General features: G+C 71.4%; 12 protein-coding genes. 8 read left to right on the forward strand and 4 right to left on the reverse strand.

All coding sequences use genetic code 11. From position 1 onward, the window contains the following. The first annotated feature begins 3 nt into the window (after positions 1-3). The gene (locus tag K1T35_RS28235; protein WP_220254840.1) at positions 4-1,320 is read left to right on the forward strand and encodes an erythromycin esterase family protein; all 1,317 of its coding nucleotides are present in this window, start codon (positions 4-6) and stop codon (positions 1,318-1,320) included. Here the strand turns inward: K1T35_RS28235 and K1T35_RS28240 are convergent, their stop codons facing one another. From K1T35_RS28240 to K1T35_RS28255, 4 genes are read right to left on the reverse strand one after another with little or no spacing between them, the layout of a single operon-like run. After that, the gene (locus K1T35_RS28240) at positions 1,321-1,569 is read right to left on the reverse strand and encodes a hypothetical protein (RefSeq protein ID WP_220254841.1); all 249 of its coding nucleotides are present in this window, start codon (positions 1,567-1,569) and stop codon (positions 1,321-1,323) included. 40 nt (positions 1,570-1,609) lie between these two features. Next, positions 1,610-3,760, reverse strand: coding sequence for an alpha/beta fold hydrolase (locus K1T35_RS49110; RefSeq protein ID WP_255620818.1), 2,151 nt, complete (start codon positions 3,758-3,760; stop codon positions 1,610-1,612). Further along, positions 3,757-4,527 (reverse strand): alpha/beta fold hydrolase, encoded by a 771-nt coding sequence (locus K1T35_RS28250; RefSeq protein ID WP_220254842.1) that lies wholly within the window; start codon positions 4,525-4,527, stop codon positions 3,757-3,759. Before K1T35_RS28250 ends, K1T35_RS49110 begins: the two co-directional genes overlap by 4 nt. Then, positions 4,524-6,137, reverse strand: a complete 1,614-nt coding sequence (locus K1T35_RS28255; RefSeq protein WP_255620819.1) for an NAD(P)/FAD-dependent oxidoreductase — start codon at positions 6,135-6,137, stop codon at positions 4,524-4,526. The genes K1T35_RS28250 and K1T35_RS28255 overlap by 4 nt, the downstream gene beginning before the upstream one ends. A gap of 33 nt (positions 6,138-6,170) precedes the next feature. On the opposite strand from K1T35_RS28255, the gene K1T35_RS28260 reads away from it, so the two are divergent. The 7 genes from K1T35_RS28260 to K1T35_RS28290 all read left to right on the forward strand — a co-directional run bounded on the left by K1T35_RS28260 (position 6,171) and on the right by K1T35_RS28290 (position 17,251). Then, positions 6,171-7,544, forward strand: coding sequence for a pyridoxal-dependent decarboxylase (locus K1T35_RS28260; RefSeq protein WP_220254844.1), 1,374 nt, complete (start codon positions 6,171-6,173; stop codon positions 7,542-7,544). A gap of 50 nt (positions 7,545-7,594) precedes the next feature. Next, on the forward strand, positions 7,595-8,557 hold the full coding sequence (locus tag K1T35_RS28265; protein ID WP_220254845.1) for an ABC transporter substrate-binding protein: 963 nt from the start codon (positions 7,595-7,597) through the stop codon (positions 8,555-8,557). A 7-nt stretch (positions 8,558-8,564) separates the two neighbouring features. Beyond that, on the forward strand, positions 8,565-10,082 hold the full coding sequence (locus tag K1T35_RS28270) for a sugar ABC transporter ATP-binding protein (RefSeq protein WP_220254846.1): 1,518 nt from the start codon (positions 8,565-8,567) through the stop codon (positions 10,080-10,082). Next, entirely contained in the window at positions 10,079-11,074 is a 996-nt protein-coding gene (locus K1T35_RS28275; protein WP_220254847.1) for a ribose ABC transporter permease, read from the forward strand. The genes K1T35_RS28270 and K1T35_RS28275 overlap by 4 nt, the downstream gene beginning before the upstream one ends. A gap of 212 nt (positions 11,075-11,286) precedes the next feature. Beyond that, a complete protein-coding gene (locus K1T35_RS28280; protein ID WP_220254848.1) occupies positions 11,287-14,349 on the forward strand; it encodes a tetratricopeptide repeat protein in 3,063 nt (1,020 codons plus the stop codon). 23 nt (positions 14,350-14,372) lie between these two features. After that, positions 14,373-14,759 carry a hypothetical protein gene (locus K1T35_RS28285; RefSeq protein ID WP_220254849.1) on the forward strand — a complete coding sequence of 129 codons (387 nt, stop codon included), beginning with the start codon at positions 14,373-14,375 and terminating at the stop codon, positions 14,757-14,759. Between the two features lie 2 nt (positions 14,760-14,761). Further along, positions 14,762-17,251 (forward strand): Hsp70 family protein, encoded by a 2,490-nt coding sequence (locus K1T35_RS28290; RefSeq protein WP_220254850.1) that lies wholly within the window; start codon positions 14,762-14,764, stop codon positions 17,249-17,251. Positions 17,252-17,388: the final 137 nt, after the last annotated feature.

The following is a 17,388-nucleotide window of genomic DNA, read 5'->3' on the forward strand; positions in this document are numbered from 1 at the left end:
CCGATGGACGACCCAGCCGACGTCCGTGCCGTCGCCCGGCCGCTGCGGACCGACTCAGGAGGCCAGTACTCAGCCCTCGACGCGCTCGTCGAGCGGGTGGCCGACGCCCGGCTCGTGCTGATCGGGGAGGCGTCGCACGGCACGCACGAGTACTACGCATGGCGCGACCGGCTCACCCGCAGACTCGTCACGGAGAAGGGCTTCGGTTTCGTCGCGGTCGAGGGCGACTGGCCCGACTGCCGTCGCCTGCACCGGTCCGTGACCGGAGGGCCGGAGGACGTCGACGAGGCCCTTTCCGGCTACGACCGGTGGCCGACGTGGATGTGGGCGAACGGTGCCGTGCGCGCCGCCGCGACCTGGCTGCGCGAGCACAACGACGGCCTGGCGCCGGAGCGGCGGGTCGGCTTCCACGGGCTCGACGTCTACAGCCTGCAGCGGTCGATGCGCGAGGTCGTCCGGTGGCTGCGCGAGCACGAACCCGACCACGCGGCCGCCGCCCTCGATGCCTACGCCTGCTTCGAGCCCTACGGGCCGGACCCGTTCGCGTACGCCCGCGCGACCCGCTGGGTGCCGGAGAGCTGCGAGGACGCGGTGGTCGAGGTGTTGCGGGGCATGTGCGAGCGGCACAGCTCCGATGACAGATCCGGCGACGACGACCGGGGCGAGCGTTTCGTCGCCGAGCAGAACGCCGCCGTCGTCGCGGGCGCAGAGCGCTACTACCGGGCCGCGGTACGGGGCGGGCCCGCATCCTGGAACATCCGCGACGTGCACATGGCCGACACCCTGGACCGGATCCTCGACCACAACGGAGCCGGTTCCAAGGGAGTGGTCTGGGCGCACAACACGCACATCGGCGACGCGAGGGCCACCGACATGGCGGCCGCGGGCATGACCAACCTCGGGCAGCTCGCCCGCGAGCGCCACGCCGACGACGGCGTGGTGCTGGTCGGCTTCGCCGGACACCGCGGGGACGTCGTCGCGGCATCGTCGTGGGGCGCGCCCGCAAAGCGCCTCCCGGTGCCGCCCGGGCGAGACGGCAGCGCCGAGGACCTCCTGCACCGCGCGCTCGGGGACGAGCCGTCCCTGCTGGTCTTCCCGGAGACCTACGACCAGCCGCGGTGGCTGCGCACCTCACTGGACCACCGGGCGATAGGGGTCGTCTACCACCCCGAGCAGGAGCGCTGGGGCAACTACGTCCCGTCGACACTGGGCGACCGGTACGACGCGCTGCTGTGGTTCGGCGAGACCACCGCGCTCGAACCGCTGCGCGCCGAACCGGCCGACGACCTTGAGCCGGAGACGGCGCCGACGGGACAGTAGTCAGACTGTCGCGTCGACCCGGTCCCGCAGCCCCGCGCCCGAGACCGCGGAGTTCGCGCAGTGGGCGCAGCAGAAGAACCGGCCGCCTGCCTGTACGCCGTGCCCGACGATCTTGCAGCCGCAGTGCTCGCACACCGGGGCCATGGCGTGGATCGCGCATTCGAAGCTGTCGAACACGTGGACCGCGCCCTGCGCCCGCACCTCGAACGTCATGTCGTAGTCGTTCCCGCACACCTCGCACGTAGCCATGGGCGCCGGGTACCCGGGGCGGTCGCATCACACCCGCGTGTCACTCCCAGGTGATCGCCTCGTCCCGCCGCCCGGCGACGAACTGGTCCAGCTCGTCGAGCGTGAGCGGCGCGGGCGGGGTGTGGCGAGCCATCCCGGCGAGCTGCCGGTGGAACCGGCCGAAGCTGCCGAAGTCCCGCGGGTGCAGGCGGGGGTCGACCCCGAGGAACGCGCCCCGCGTGCCGGCCCGGCCGAGCAGCTCGCGCCAGCGGTCGGCCGGCGCGACCCCGACGCCCTCGGTGCCGTGCTGGAACAGCGTCAGCAGGATCTCCGCGTAAGGGCGCGTTCCGTCCAGGTACTTCTCCAGTGCGTCCGCGGACGGCTCGACGGCGAACTCCGACCAGTACGGGACCAGACCGGTGGCGAGGACGAGGTGGGGATCGAGCAGCACGAACGACTCGACGAGGAGCCGGTCCTCCGGTCGGCCGCGGCGGCGGTACCACCACCGGTACAGCTCGGCGACGAGCGGGCTGAGGGCCGCCGGTTCGTCGAACGTGACGCGCCGCAGTCGCCACCCCCGCTCCCGCGCGAGCTCGCTCAGGTCGTCCGACAGCGCCGGGTCGAACCCCCACTCGGCCTCCGGGGCGTCGCCGTCCACGGGTGGCGGATCCCAGCTGCGGCGATCCACCCCGTAGCGCCGGAGGTAGTCGGCCACACGGGGGCTGCCGGTCCGGAACTCCTCGGCCGGCATGCCGCCCCACGCGCCGAACTGGAACACGTGGCGGTCGCCGAGCCGGGTGACCGGCCAGCGCAGGCGGCAGTCGGCGACCAGCAGCGTCGCCCCGCGGGGCAGTGTCTCGGTGAGGAAGTCCGTGAATGCCGGGCCGAGCCTGCGGCGTTTGATGCGGAAGTAGGTCATCCGGGCCAGTGACAGCCGGTCCTGGTTGGGGTCGTGCATGTGGTGCAGCGCGACGTCCGGGTTCGCGTCGAGCAGCATGCGGCCGGGGCCGGTACCCGCGGCGAGGCCGTGGCGCGGATCGTCGGGGGCCACCTGCGGCTGGGCCACCGGCAGCAGGAACGTCTGAGGCAGGTACGGGATGCCCACCGCGGCCGCCAGGTGTGCGAGCGCCCCGTTCGACGAGCCGACGATCGCCGCCGGGAACTCCCGCCGCGGGTACTGCCCCACCATCCAGCGCGCCAGCACCTCCGCGTTCACGGCGTGCAGCTCGCCGGGCGGGGCCGCCTCGCTGCCGCTGCCGACGCGGTACACCTGCTCGCGCAGGCGTTCTGGCAGCAGGTTGACGGCCGGGACGACCCGCTCGACCAGCGGGGCGAGCGGCCGCGAGAACGCACCCAGCGCCGGCAGGTCTCGCCCGTGCAGCGCCGCCGCGGTCCCCCGCAGGAACGCCGTCGCCGAGTCGAACTGCGCGATGCTCGCCGTCGCGGGCCGGGTGGTGGGCGCGTCCGGCCCTGGTGGCGGGCCACCGAGGAACGGCCGGATCGCCGCGGAGAGGGGTCCGGGCGCGGAGAAGTTCAGGGCGTGGCCCTGACCGGGCACCACCGCGAGCCTGCCGTCCGGCAGCGCGGCGGTCACCTCCTCCGCCCAGCCCTGTGGCACGACTCGGTCGCGGCCACCGCGCACGACGAGCACGGGACGGGTGATCGCGGGCAGGTCCTCCTCGATCCGGTGGGCGAACGCGTGCCGGGCGGTCCGCGCGACCCGCCGGAGGCCGCACGCGGCGTAGTCCCGCGCGATGACGGCCGCCAGCGCGGGACGCTCGCGGAGGCCGGTGAGCAGCAGGCTGCCGACCTGGCGGGCGACGCCGCGCCCGTCGAACGTCGGGCCGACGAGCACCGCGCGGCTCACCGCCCCCCGTGCGCGGGCCATCGCCGACACCGCCACCTGGCAGCCGATCGAGTTCGCGACGAGGGCGGGCGCGTCGAGGCCTACGGCGTCGATCCAGGCCAGCAGCGCGTCGGCCAGCCCTGGCACGTCGAGCGGCTCGGACGAGGGCTCGCTGCGCCCGAACCCGGGCAGGTCGACCGCGTGCACCCGGAAATGCGGCGCCAGTTCCCGCGCGAGCGGGAGCATGTACCGGCTGGACACCCCGAGGCCGTGCAACAAGACCACCACCGGGGCGTCGTCCGGGCCCCCGACCCTGGCGTGCACGCGCCGCCCGTCGACCCGGGTCCAGGAGCTCCGCGCGCTCATGCCGCCTCTAGGGCCAGCTGCCGCACGGGCGCGCTCCATGAGCCCGGGTCCGCCCAGACGAAGGTGTGCGCCCCGGGCACTTCCACGTACCGGCCCGCGGGCGCGGCAGCGGCCAGGCCGCGGGCCCACTCCGCGGTGCTGAGCCGATCGTCGACGCCGCGGAGTACGAGCAGCGGGACGGTCATCTCGGGCACGGACTCCTCGATGCGGTCGCGCAGGTGCACCCGCACCAGGTGCAGCAGCCCGCGCACGCCCGCCCGGCGCCATTCGTGCAGGTGCGAGCCGGTCAGGCCGGGCGGTTCGTGTTGCCCGTCGAGCCGCCAGCGCACCAGCATCCGCGGCAGCGGCCGGGCGATCGGAGCGACGGTCGGGCTCGCCAGTACCACCGCGACCACCCGGCGTGGCCCGGCCTTGACCGCCGCCCGCGCGGCGACCTGGGTACCGCTGGAGTGCCCCGCCAGCACCACAGGACCGAACTCCGCGGCGTCGAGCCACTCGACGACCGCGGCGGCGTAGCCGGGCACGTCGAGCTTGCGGGTCGGCTCCCCGCTCCCGGCGTACCCCGGCAGCTCGACGAGGTGCGCCCGCGTCCACCGGCCCAGCTCGGCGACAGCGGGCATCAGGTAGTCGGCCACGGCCATGCCCTGCACCAGCACCACTTCGGGTACGCCGGGGCGGGGCTCACCGACGGAGCGGCTGCGCATCCGGCCCGCGGAGGTGTCCCGGTGGCGTTCCAGCGCATCGGGCAGGGGTGGGCCGTCCGTCATGGATCTCGACTACCCGGCCGAGCGGCGATCATCCGGCGGAGTCGCTCGGGGATCGCCGGCGTCAGCAGTCGACGAGCGACGAGGTGGCCGGAGGCTCCCCCCAGGCCCGGTCCCGGGTGCGTCGAGGCGCCGATGTGCCACAGCCGCGGCACCGGCGTCGAGTGGCCTGCGCGCCAGAGGAAGTTCTGGTCCAGCTCGGCAGAACCTGCGTAGGGGTCGCCCGCGATCGCGTTCGGGTTGTACGCCGCGAGGTCGGCGGGGGTGATCACGTCCGTGGCGACCACCAGTTCGCGCAGCCCGGGTGCGTGCGCCGCGACCCGGTCGAGCACGCGATCGGCGTACCCGCGGGCCAGTGCCGCATCCCAGCCTGCCGAGACGTCGAGATCGCCCGCCGCGTCGCCCACCGGCGTGAACGGCACCTCCTGCAGCTGCAGCCACAGCGCGGCCGTCCCCGGCGGCACCCGGGAGGGGTCCAGTACGTGCTGCTGGCCGACCACCACCGTCGGGCGCCGCGGCAGCAGGCCCGCCTCCGCCTCGGCGCAGGCGATCGCCGTTGAGGCCGACCCGTCCGACAGGTGCACGAGCGGCACCGCCGCGAGTGCCGGATCGCGCCACGGCACCGGCCCGGACAGCGCGACGTGCACCTGCATCGCCGCCCGCCCCGGCCGGAAGCGCGCCGCCTCGTCGGCCACCGCGGACGGCACGGCACCGGGCGGCAGCAGCGACCCGTAGAGCGCGGCCGGTGTCACCGACGCGAGCACCGCCCGTTCCGCGGTGATGCTCCAGCGGTCGCCCGCGACCCCGGCGGCCACGCCGTCCACCAGCACGACCCGTTCGGCCCTGCGGCCGGTGTGCACGGTGACGCCCCGCTCGGCCAGCAGCCGCTCCCATGCGGTCACGAAGTTGCCGGCGCCGCCGACCACGACGGGAAGGCCGGCGGCGTGCAGGGTCGCGGCGAAGACCGGCACCATCAGGCCACCGGAGGCGCTGTCGGGCGCGAGACCCGCGTGCAGCAGCCACGGCGCCCAGAGCCGGTCGACCTCGGGGCCCCGGAAGTGGGTGCGCAGCCAGGCCCGTCCGCTGGTCGCGACCTCGCGCGCGTAGGCCGCCAGCTCGCGACGGCCGCCGTCGCGGGCGAGCCCCCACAGGGGGCCGAGCACGCCGGGCGAGTGCAGCTCGCTGCCCAGTAGCCCGCCGATGTGCGCGGCGTGCGCGCCGAACCGCTTGATCGCGGCGCGGTAGGCGTCCCGGTCGGCTGCGTCGGCGAAGCCGGCCACGGTCTGCTCGACGTCGCGGTGGGCGATCGTCACGTCCCCCGCGTCGGACACCGACGCCGCGACCGGACCGTCGGAGTTGGCGTACTCCAGGCCGTGCCGGTGCAGGTCGGCCCCCAGGTCGGCGTACACGGGGCCGGTGACGAAGAGCGGGTGCCACGAGGAGTAGGTGTCGTGCTGGTAGCCCGGCACCGTGCGCTCCTCGCCCGCGACGAACCCGCCGATCCGCTCGTGCTGGTCGACCAGTGCCACCGACCAGCCGCCCCGCGCGAGATGCGCGGCGGCGGCCATGCCGTTGATCCCGGCCCCGACGACGACGGCATCGACATGATCCACGCCATCCAACCTATGCCTTCGTACGATCCCGCGATGGACCTCAGATCGCTCCTGCGGCATGCCGCGGACGTCGCCGCGGACTACCGGGCTTCCCTCCCCGACCGGCCCGTGCAGGCGCCGACCGACCCTGACACGCTGCTGGAGCGGTTCGGCGGGCCGCTGCCCCGCACTCCGACCCCGCCGGCACAGGTCGTCGAGGAGCTCGTCGCCGCGGCCGATGGCGGGCTGATGAGCAGCGCCGGGCCGCGCTACTTCGGCTTCGTCGTCGGCGGCGCACTGCCCGCCGCCACCGCGGCGGACGTGCTCGCCGCCGGGTGGGATCAGGCCGGCTTCAACAACGCGCTCTCCCCAGCGGCGGTGGCCGCCGAGCGCGCCGCGAGCACGTGGCTGCTGGAGCTGCTGGGCCTGCCGGCCACCGCCACGGTGGGGTTCGTGACCGGCGCCCAGGCCGGCAACACCGTGGGGCTGGCCGCAGGCCGCCACCACGTGCTGCGGGCCGCCGGGTGGGACGTCGAGCGCGACGGCCTCCAGGGCGCGCCGCGGGTGCGGATCGTCGCGAGCGAGGAGCGGCACGCCACGATCGACCGGTCCGCGCGCCTGCTCGGCCTCGGCTCCGCCGCGATCGTCCCGGTGGCCGCAGGCCCGAACGGCGCCATCGACGTCGACGACCTGTCCCGCGTGCTCCGGATGGGCCCGGCCGGGCCGACGATCCTGTGCCTGCAGGCCGGCAACGTCAACACCGGCGCTGTCGACGCGCTCCTCGCGGCCACCGCCATCGGCCGCGTGCACGGCGCATGGGTTCACGTCGACGGCGCGTTCGGGCTGTGGGCGGCCGCCGCGCCCGCCCGCTCCCACCTCGTGGACGGCGTCGAGCTGGCCGACTCGTGGTCCTGCGACGGGCACAAGTGGCTGAACGTTCCCTACGACTGCGGCTTCGCGATCTGCGCCCACCCCGACGTGCACGTCGCCGCGATGAACTACACGGCGAGCTACCTCACCGGTTCCGGTGGCCCGGTGCCCATGCCGGGCGACCTCGTGCTCGAGTCGTCGCGGCGCGCCCGCGGCTTCGCCGTGTGGGCCGCCCTGCGGGAGCTCGGGGCCGAGGGGACGGCCGATCTCGTCGAGAGGTGCTGCCGGCTGGCCGCCCGCTTCGCCGCCGGGCTGGCGGACGGCGGATCGGAGATCGCGAACGACGTCGTGCTGAACCAGGTCCTCGTCGGCTTCGGGGGCGACGCCCGCACCGACGCCGTGATCGCCGCGGTGCAGCGCGACGGAACCTGCTGGATGGGTGGCACCACCTGGCGCGGCCGCCGCTACATGCGGATCGCGGTGTCCAACGCGACGACCACCGAGGAGGACGTGGACCGCTCCGTGGCCGCGGTACGTCGAGCGGTCGATCTTGTCTGATGTGTGCGTTAACATCCCGTCCCGCAACGGTGCGAGGGGGAGGTACAGCAATGATGCTGCGGCAGCGGGTGCTGGTGGCGAGCGGATTGGTGCTGGCGTGCACGGTGGCCACCGCTTGTAGCGAGGGCGACCCGGTCAGCACCGAGCGCGGCGGGCCGGGAGCCGAGGTCAAGACGATCGGGCTGATGGTCCAGGACCTGTCCAACCCGTTCTTCCAGTCGATGGCCAACGGGGTGAAGGCCGGGGCGGAGAAGATCGGCGCCACCGTCAACGTGCAGGACGGGCGACAGGACCTCGGCGCCCAGAACGAGCAGATCGACGCGTTGATCCAGCAGCAGATCGACGTGCTGCTGATCAACGCAGTCGACTCCGACGGCATCGGCCCCGCCGTCGAGCGGGCCAAGCAGGCCGGCATCACGGTCGTCGCGGTCGACGTCGCGGCGCGGGGCGCCGAGGCCCAGGTCACGCTCGACAACACCGCGGCCGGCAACCTCGCCTGCACCTACCTGGCCGACCAGATCGGCGGCGCAGGCGACATCCTGCTGATCAACGGCACGCCGATCTCGTCCGTGCAGGACCGGGTCACCGGCTGCAAGCAGGCCCTGCAGGCCTACCCGCAGATCACGATCGTCGCCGAGCAGAACGGCGACAACGGCCGCGCCGAGGCGCTCACCATCGCCACCGACATGCTCACCGCCCACCCGGACGTGAAGGGGATCTTCGGGATCAACGACCCCACGGCCCTGGGTGCCACGCTCGCCGCGCAGCAGGCCGGCATCGGCGGCCTGGTGATCGTCGGCGTCGACGCGTCCCCCGAGGCCGTCGCGGAGCTGCAGAAGCCGGACTCGATGTTCAAGGCCACCGCGGCGCAGGACCCCAACACCCAGGGCGCGATCGCGCTCGAGATGGCCCAGAAGCTGTTCGCAGGCGAGCCGCTCGAGCAGACGAACGTGCTGGTGCCGACCGAGATGATCACGCGCGACAACCTGGCGCAGTACAAGGGCTGGCAGTAGATCCGCGATGAGCGCCCTGGTCGAGATGGAGGGCATCGCCAAGTCGTTCGGTGGTGCCCCCGCCCTGCGGGGCGTCGACTTCGACCTGCGCGCAGGCGAGGTGCACGCCCTCATGGGGGAGAACGGCGCGGGCAAGTCGACCCTGATGAAGGTGCTCGCTGGTGTCCACGCCCCGGACGCAGGCACGATCCGGATCGACGGGGAGCAGGTCACCGTCTCCTCCCCGATCGAGGCGGCCGCCCTCGGGATCGCGATCATCCACCAGGAGCTCAACACCGTCCCAGACATGACGGTCGCCGAGAACCTCGCGCTCGGCGCCGAGCCGCGCACCCGCTGGGGTGGCCTCGACCGCAAGCGGGTGCTGCGCGACGCCGAGGAGAAGCTGGCGCGGGTGCGCGCCGACATCGACCCGCGGCTTCCGATGCGCAGGCTGTCGGTCGGCCGCCAGCAGGTGGTCGAGATCGCCCGCGCCCTCGCGGAGGACGCGCGGATCCTCGTGCTCGACGAGCCCACCGCGGCCCTGTCGGATCGAGAAGCCGGCCGGCTCTTCGCGCTCATCGGCGAGATGCGGGCCGCCGGGATGGGCCTCGTCTACATCAGCCACCGGATGGAGGAGGTCTGGCAGCTCGCCGACCGCGTCACCGTCTTCCGGGACGGCCGCTCGGTCGGCACGAGCGAGAAGGCCGAGATCACCCCCGAGCGCGTGGTCACGCAGATGATCGGGCGCAACGTCGAGGAGCTGTACGTCCACGACGACCGCACGCCGGGCGAGGTCGTGCTCAGCGTCCGCGGCCTCACCGACGAAGCGGGAATCGGGCCCGTCGACCTCGAACTGCGCGCGGGCGAGGTCGTCGGCATGGTCGGCCTCATCGGCGCCGGCCGCACCGAGATCGTCCGGATGATCTACGGCGCCGACCGCGCCCGTGGCGGCACCGTCGAGCTCGACGGCAGGCCGCTCGACCACCGTTCCCCCGCCACCAGCATCCGCGACGGCATCGGCCTGCTCCCCGAGAGCCGCAAGGAGCAGGCGCTCTTCCCGCTGATGTCGATCCGCGACAACCTGGTGGCCGCGGCCCTCGGCTCGCTCTCCCGGCTCGGCGTGCTGCGCCGCGGGGCCATCGGCGACGCGGCCCGGCGGCAGATGGATGCCCTGCGCATCCGGACCGCGCCGTCCCAGGACGTGGCGCACCTGTCCGGCGGCAACCAGCAGAAGGTCGTGCTCGGACGCTGGCTCACCGTCGGCCCCCGGGTGCTGATCCTCGACGAGCCCACCCGCGGCGTGGACATCGGCGCCAAGTACGAGATCTACCGGATCATCAACGAGCAGGTCGGCCGCGGCGTCGCCGTCCTCGTGGTCTCCTCCGACCTGCCCGAGGCGCTCGGCATCAGCGACCGCGTGCTCGTGGTGCGCGGCGGCCGGATCGTGGCCGAGCTCGACCGCTCGGAGGCCACGGAGGAGGCCGTCATGCTGCACGCGACCGGCGTCGCCGCCGGCACGCACAAGAACGGAGGCACCACAGGATGACCCGGACCGCACCCGCGGGCTCGTCCGCTCCCGAGGCCGCCGAGCGCCCACGGCGCGGCTTCGGCCAGGTGTGGGATCGCTACGGCATCCTCGTCGTGCTGCTGGCGATGATCGCCCTGATGGCGGTGATCGCGCCCAACTTCCTGAGCCTCAGCAACGGCTTCAACGTCGCCCGCGCCGTGTCGATCAACGCCGTGCTGGCGGCGGGCATGACGCTGGTGATCCTGACCGGCGGCATCGACCTGTCGGTCGGGTCCGTCATCGGCGTCGCAGGCGTGACGTCCGTGCTGCTGTGGAACGGCGGCGCCCCCAGCCTCGTCGCCGTGCTCGGCGGCATCCTGGTCGGGGCGGCGGCCGGCCTGCTCAACGGCCTGCTCGTGGCGTACCTCGCGCTGCCCGCGTTCATCGTGACACTCGGGGCCCTGACGTACCTGCGCGGCACCGCATACGCGCTCACCGATGGCCAGCCGCTGATCGCCGAGGGCGAGCTGGGCTTCCGCCTCCTCGGCAACGGCAACATCGCCGCGATCCCCTCGCCCGTGGTGGTCATGGTGATCACCTACGTCGCCGTGTGGTTCATCCTCGAACGCACCACGTTCGGCCGGCACATCTACGCCGTGGGCGGCAACGTCGAGGCCGCCCGGCTGGCCGGCATCAAGGTCAAGCGCGTGCTGCTCAAGGTGTACCTGCTCGCCGGGCTCACGGCCGGGCTCGCCGGCGTCATGTTCGCCGCCCGGGTCGAGTCCGGGCAGCCGCGGGCGGGCGAGGGCTACGAGCTCGACGCGATCGCGGCGGTCGTCCTCGGCGGCACCTCGCTCTTCGGCGGCCGCGGCCGGATCCACGGCACGTTCGTCGGTGCGCTCATCATCGGCGTCCTCAGCAACGGCCTCGTGCTGATGAACGTGCCGTTCTTCACCCAGCTGATCATCAAGGGCGCGGTCATCATCGTGGCCGTCGCGCTGGACAGCCTGAAGAACTGGCGATCCGGATAGAACGACCCCAACCAACCGGCGTGACGCCGGGTCGGTATCGGTGCGCGACCGCACCGACCAGCCGATCTGGAGCACCCCGATGGGTCTACAACGCGAATACCCGCCGCCTGGAGACCAGCACCCCGCCGTGAACCTCCCGCGTTGCGCGCATGGCCATTGACGTTGATCGCGGCGAGACGTGAAGATCGACACGACAACAGGAGGGCGCCAGCATGACGCGCGACGTGGAGTATCGGCAGGCCGCGTCCGCGGGCGACACCGCGGCGATGAACGCGCTCGGTGAGCTCGCGCAGCAAGCCGATCCACCAGATCTCGACGCCGCGCGCGAATGGTTCAGCAAGGCCGCCGACCTCGGCGACATCGCCGCGATGAACAGTCTCGGCTCGCTTTACCAAAACAAGATCGACCCGCCCGACCTCGCCGCCGCGAGACGCTGGTACGAGAAGGCCGCAGCCGGCGGCCATGCCGATGCGATGAACGAGATCGGGCGCATCTACCATGACGACAAGAAATTCGAGCCCGCTCGCGAATGGTACGAGAGGTCCGCCGCGCACGGCTGCAATGTGGCGAACTACAACCTGGGTCAGCTCTACCGGTACATGCTCGACCCGCCCGACCTCGAAACCGCGAAGCGGTGGTACGAGAAGGCCGCAGAGGGCGGCTATGGCGATGCGATGAACGAGATCGGGCGCATCTACCATGACGACAAGAAATTCGAGCCCGCTCGCGAATGGTACGAGAAGTCCGCCGCGCACGGCTGCAATGTGGCGAACTACAACCTGGGTCAGCTCTACCGGTACATGCTCGACCCGCCCGACCTCGAAACCGCGAAGCGGTGGTACGAGAAGGCCGCAGAGGGCGGCTATGGCGATGCGATGAACGAGATCGGGCTCATCTACCATGACGACAAGAAATTCGAGCCGGCTCGCGAATGGTACGAGAAGTCCGCCGCGCACGGCTGCAATTTGGCGAACTACAACCTGGGGCAAATCTATCGGTTCATGCTCGACCCGCCCGACCTCGAGACCGCGAGGCACTGGTACGAGAAAGCCGCGGAGGGTGGCCACGCGGACGCCTGCTTCAAGCTGGGGCATCTACTCCATACTCAGGATCCGAAGATGGCGGCGATGTGGTACGAAAGGGCCGCGGCCGCCGGCGTGGTACTTGCGATGAACAATATCGCCTTGCTGCTCGAAGGGCGGAATCGGGCAGCGGCCCTGGAATGGTACGAACGTGGTGCCGCAGCTGGTGAGGCCACAGCACGGCAGAACCTTGCTCGGCTGCGCGGAACCTCGAGCGCGGATTCGGCACCACCCGCGGTCGAGCGGACGGTCGTTCCCGCGCATGTGCGGAGGTCCGCACCGGTCCCGACATCGGGCCTCGGCGGGTCGCGGTCAGATTCGACCGGGGTGTCCGCACTGCTGAGTTCGCTGATCGCCGATTCGCCGTATCGGCGCAACGCGTTCCGGCTGGCGGGGCTGGACGTCGCGGTGGACCGTCGCGGGCTCGCCCGGCGAACGACCGAGCTGGAGGCCGGCGCAAGGCTGGGAGCGCCGCTGTCGAACAAGAAGACCGTCCTGCCGGTGACACCGGCTCCGGATCTGGCCGACGTGAAGGCCGCGCTGAACCAGCTTCGCGAACCGGTTCAACGACTGGTGCAGGAATGGTTCTGGCTCTGGTCGGACGAGCGCGCCGACCCGGCGATCGCGCGACTTGCCGCGGGTGATGCGGACGGCGCGGCGCAGGCGTGGCTGGACCAGATGAACGGCGATGACGCCGACGCCGGTATCGCCGCCCACAACATCGCGATCCTGCGTCACATCCAGGCGCTGGAGACGTCCGGCGGCGCGGCGGCAGCGACCTGGTTGGACGCATTGACCGCGTGGGACGCAGCGATCGTCAGCGATGCGGTGTGGCAACGGCTGCTGGCTCGGGCGGCTCAGATCGACGAGCGCAGGCTGTGCCCCTCTGCGGTCGACGAGCTGCGCGCCGAGCTACCACGAGCGCTGTTGAACGTGCACGCCACACAGATCGTGCGTGCCGCGGAGGACGGCGACACCGCTGCCGTCGACGTGCACGTCGCGGTGCTGGAGCGCTTCGCCGAAGAGGCCGGCCATCGCGACAGCGCGTTCACCACCGCGCTGATCGACGACGCTCGCGGATCCGCGGCTCGCACCCTCGCCGCTCGCGTCAAGTCGATCGCCGACGAAGAGCTCACCCACGCGGCGCGGGAGCCGAGCGAGGGGTCGGTGGCAGCCAACCGCATGCTGGACCGGACCCGGCAGCCCCTGCAGGCGATCGACCGGATCCGGCCGGCGGCCGACCCGGTCCGCAGCGGCGCGCATGACGATCTCGTACACGCCGCGCTGCAGTGCGACATCCGGTACTACAACGCGTCCAACGACGCCGCGGCCGGAGAACTGCTCCTGGAGCGACTCGCACCCATCGCAACCACCGACCAGACCCGTTCTCGACTTGCCGAACACTGGGCCGCGATCGCCCCAACGCTCATCGTCGCGCTCGTCGAGAAGGCGACCGGCGCAACCCAGGTCGACGCGAAGGTCGGAACGACCGAGTCACAGCAGCTGCTCGAGCAGGCCGAGCCGCTGTTCGCCCGGATCCGAGCGAGGGCCGAACCCGACGACGAACGGCTGGCCCAAGCACGTGATCTGGTCGCCAGGTCCGCCGCGTCGTGCGCGGTGGCGACCTTCAACGAGACCGCCGCGCTGTCGCCCACCGCCGAGCTGCTGGACCGGGCCAAGTCGCTCGCTGCCGGCAAGGACGCGACGGAGTACATCGACAAGCAGATCGCGACGTTGACCCAGATCCGGAGCGAACGAGCCGTTGCGACGACGTGCTGGTTCTGCAAAGAACGACCAGCGGTTCGAGGGAGAGCCTACAACATCCCGATGTATGGCGATGTGACCCACCATTGGAACACGAAGCGGTATCGCTCCACCACCGTCGAGGTACCACGCTGTGAAGATTGTTGGACAACGCACCGACCGGCAGCGAAATCAAGAGCCACAGTCGGGTGCTTCACAGGTCTGGGAGTCCTTTGCACGTCGATCGGGTTCATCCTCGCGCTTGCATTGTCAAGCACGTCGGCGGGCGGGTTCATGCTCTTCCTCGGGATAGCCGGCCTGGTCACCTTGGTGATCTCCCTCGTCGTCGGGTTCTCGACGGGCAACGAGGAGGAATCGAAGGCGATGCAGTACCCGCCCGTGGTCGAACTGAAGCGACGAGGTTGGGCGAAGGGGACCAGGCCGGCGTAGGCACCGAGCAGCAAGAGGGAGACATGAACGGAACGGACTTCACGCCCGTGCTGGTCGAGTTGGCCACCGGCGTGTGGCGGCTACGCGGCAAACTCGCCGCGAGCGAGCCCGGCGAGACAGACGATTCAGCGAAGCTGATGCGATCGCTGAAACGGCAACTGAACTCGATGGCGGACGCGTTGCACGATGCTGGCGTCGACGTTCAAGACCATACCGGCGAACCGTTCGACGCCGGGCAGTCCGTGGACGTGGTGGCCTATGCGGTGAGCAGTGAGGTGGGTCGCGAAACGGTGGTCGAGACCATTACTCCGACGGTGTACGTCAACGGCCACATCATGCAGCGTGGCCAGCTCGTCGTCGCCGGTCCCGATCCCGACCACGCGCCGGCACCCAACGACGGAGAAGGATGATCATGGACCGATCGACGGTCGATTTCGGAATCGACCTGGGCACGACCAACAGCGCGATCGCCGTGCTGCGCGGCGTGGACGCCGAGGTGATCAAGAACAACGAGGACGCCGACACCACGCCGTCAGCGGTGTGGATCGACCGCCGTGGACGGCTGCGCGTGGGTCGGGCAGCGCGGGACCGCGCCGAGTCCGACCCGGACAACACCGCGGCCGAGTTCAAGCTCCGCATGGGAACCGCCGGCCAGTCCGTGACCTTCGCGGCCAGCGGGCGTGTCCTCACCCCGACGCAACTGTCGGCCGAGGTGCTCAAGTCGGTGCGCGCCGACGTCCAGCAGCGGCTCGGCGAGGACATCGAGTCGGCGGTGGTGACCGTGCCCGCCGCGTTCGACATGAGCGCCTGTGACGCGACGCGCGCCGCTGCCGAGGAAGCCGGCCTGCGGTTGTCGCCGCTGCTGCAGGAGCCGACCGCGGCCGCGTTGGCGTACGGGTTCCAGTCCGCCGACGAGGATGCCCGGTGGCTGGTCTACGACTTTGGCGGCGGCACCTTCGATGCCGCGATCATCCAGTTGCGCGACGGCGAGTTCACCGTGCTCAACCACCGCGGTGACAACTACCTCGGCGGCAAGCTGATCGACTGGCGCATCGTGGATGAACTGCTGATACCCGCGGTCCGCAGTGAGTTCGGGCTACCCGACCTGACTCGGGGCAGCGCGCGCTGGAACCCCATCGTGAACAAGTTGAAGATCAACGCCGAGAAGGCGAAGATCCAGCTGTCGCGGGCTTCGTCGGCGGACATCGAAGTCGAGCTCGACGACGGCACCGGCCGACGACTCGACTTCTACTACGAGCTGCAGCGCGCCGATGTGCAGCGGCTGGCCGAGCCGCTGCTGGCCCGCTCGGTGAACCTGTGCCGCAAGGCGTTGGAGGAAGCGCGCCTGGCCCCCACCGACATCGACAAGCTGATCCTGGTCGGCGGCCCCACCCTCGCGCCCTCCTTGCGCGAATACCTGCGGGACGACCAGCTCGGACTCGGCATCGAGCTCGACATCAGCCAAGACCCGCTCACCGTCGTGGCGCGTGGCGCCGCGATCTTCGCGGGAACCCAACGGATTCCACAGACGGCCGCGCCGAGTGCGCCTCGGGGCGGCTTCACCGTCCGCCTCGAGTACCAACCTGTTGGGCCCGATCGGGAGCCGCTGGTGGTCGGCCGACTCGACGGCCCGGACGACGCCGGCCTCGAGGAGCTGACCGTCGAACTGGTCAACGCGGCCGCCCGCCCGCCCTGGCGCAGCGGAAAGGTACCCGTCGCCGACAACGGGGTGTTCGCCACGACGATCTGGGCGGAGACCGGCTGCACCAACACCTACACGATCGAGATCGCCGACGCGACCGGGCGCCTGCGCGAGGTCGCACCGAACACCCTGACCTACACCGTCGGCGCGATCGATACCCAGCCGCCCCTGATCCACACTCTCAGCGTCGGTTTCGCCGACAACACCACCGAACCGTTGATCGCGCGCAACACTCCCCTGCCGACCCGTGGACGGAAGCGGCTGCGCACCACTGTGCCCGTCCATCGCGGCGCCACCGGCGGATTGATCCGAATTCCGGTTCTGGAAGGGGAACACGCTCGCGCCGACCGCAACCGGACGATCGGCCGGCTCGACATCACCGCCGATCAGATCGAGCGCAGCGTGCCGCAAGGCAGCGACATCGAACTCACCCTCGAAATAGACACATCCCGGATGATGATCGCTCGCGCCTATGTGCCCTACCTCGACGCCGAGTTCGAGAACGTGATCGACCTCAACACCGAACAGGCGCCGGACCCGAACGACCTGCGGCAGAAGACTCAGGAGGAGCTGCAGCGGTTGGATGAGATCCGAAGCCAACAGGCGCAGTTCGGCGGCCCGACCGCCGAGCTTCTGCTCGATCGGATCGACCAGGAGCAAACCGTCGTCGACACCAAGAACCTCGTCAACGCCTCGGCCGGCGATCCGGATGCCGCCATTGCCGCCGGTCAGCGGCTGCGCGACCTGCGCGCCGCGATCGACGAGGTCGAAGACGAACTGATGTGGCCCAGGCTGGTCGCGGAGGCCAATGACCTCCTCGAGCACACGCGCCGGCTCGTCGACGACCTCGACGAGGACCTCTACCGGCGCGAGTTCGACCAGAACGAGATCGCCATCCGCCAAGCGATCGACAGCCGCGAAGCCGACCTGCTGCGGCAACGGATGGGCGAGCTACGCCGCATCCTGATATCGATGCTCGACCGCACCGGCGAGCTCCCGGTGCTCGTCTTCGACGGGCTGCGTGAGCATCGAGGTGCGATGACGGACCCCGTACGAGCCGATCAACTGATTGCCCAAGGTCATGCCGCGATCCACAACCGCGAGATCAACCAGTTGCGCACGATCAACGCACGACTGCGTCAATTGCTGCGGGAACCACCAACCGACGTCGACCCGTTCAGCACGATCCGAAAGGCGTGATACCCACCCCAGACCCGTGACGGGTGAGCTCAGCGGAAACGCCCTCCCTACCGAAGCCGCCTCGCGACGACGGCGGCCGCGAGCAGCGCCGCGCCACCCGCCACGGTGGTGGTCGCGGCCCATGATCCGCAGTATCG

The sequence above is a fragment of the Pseudonocardia sp. DSM 110487 genome (genome assembly GCF_019468565.1).
Classification (GTDB): domain Bacteria; phylum Actinomycetota; class Actinomycetes; order Mycobacteriales; family Pseudonocardiaceae; genus Pseudonocardia.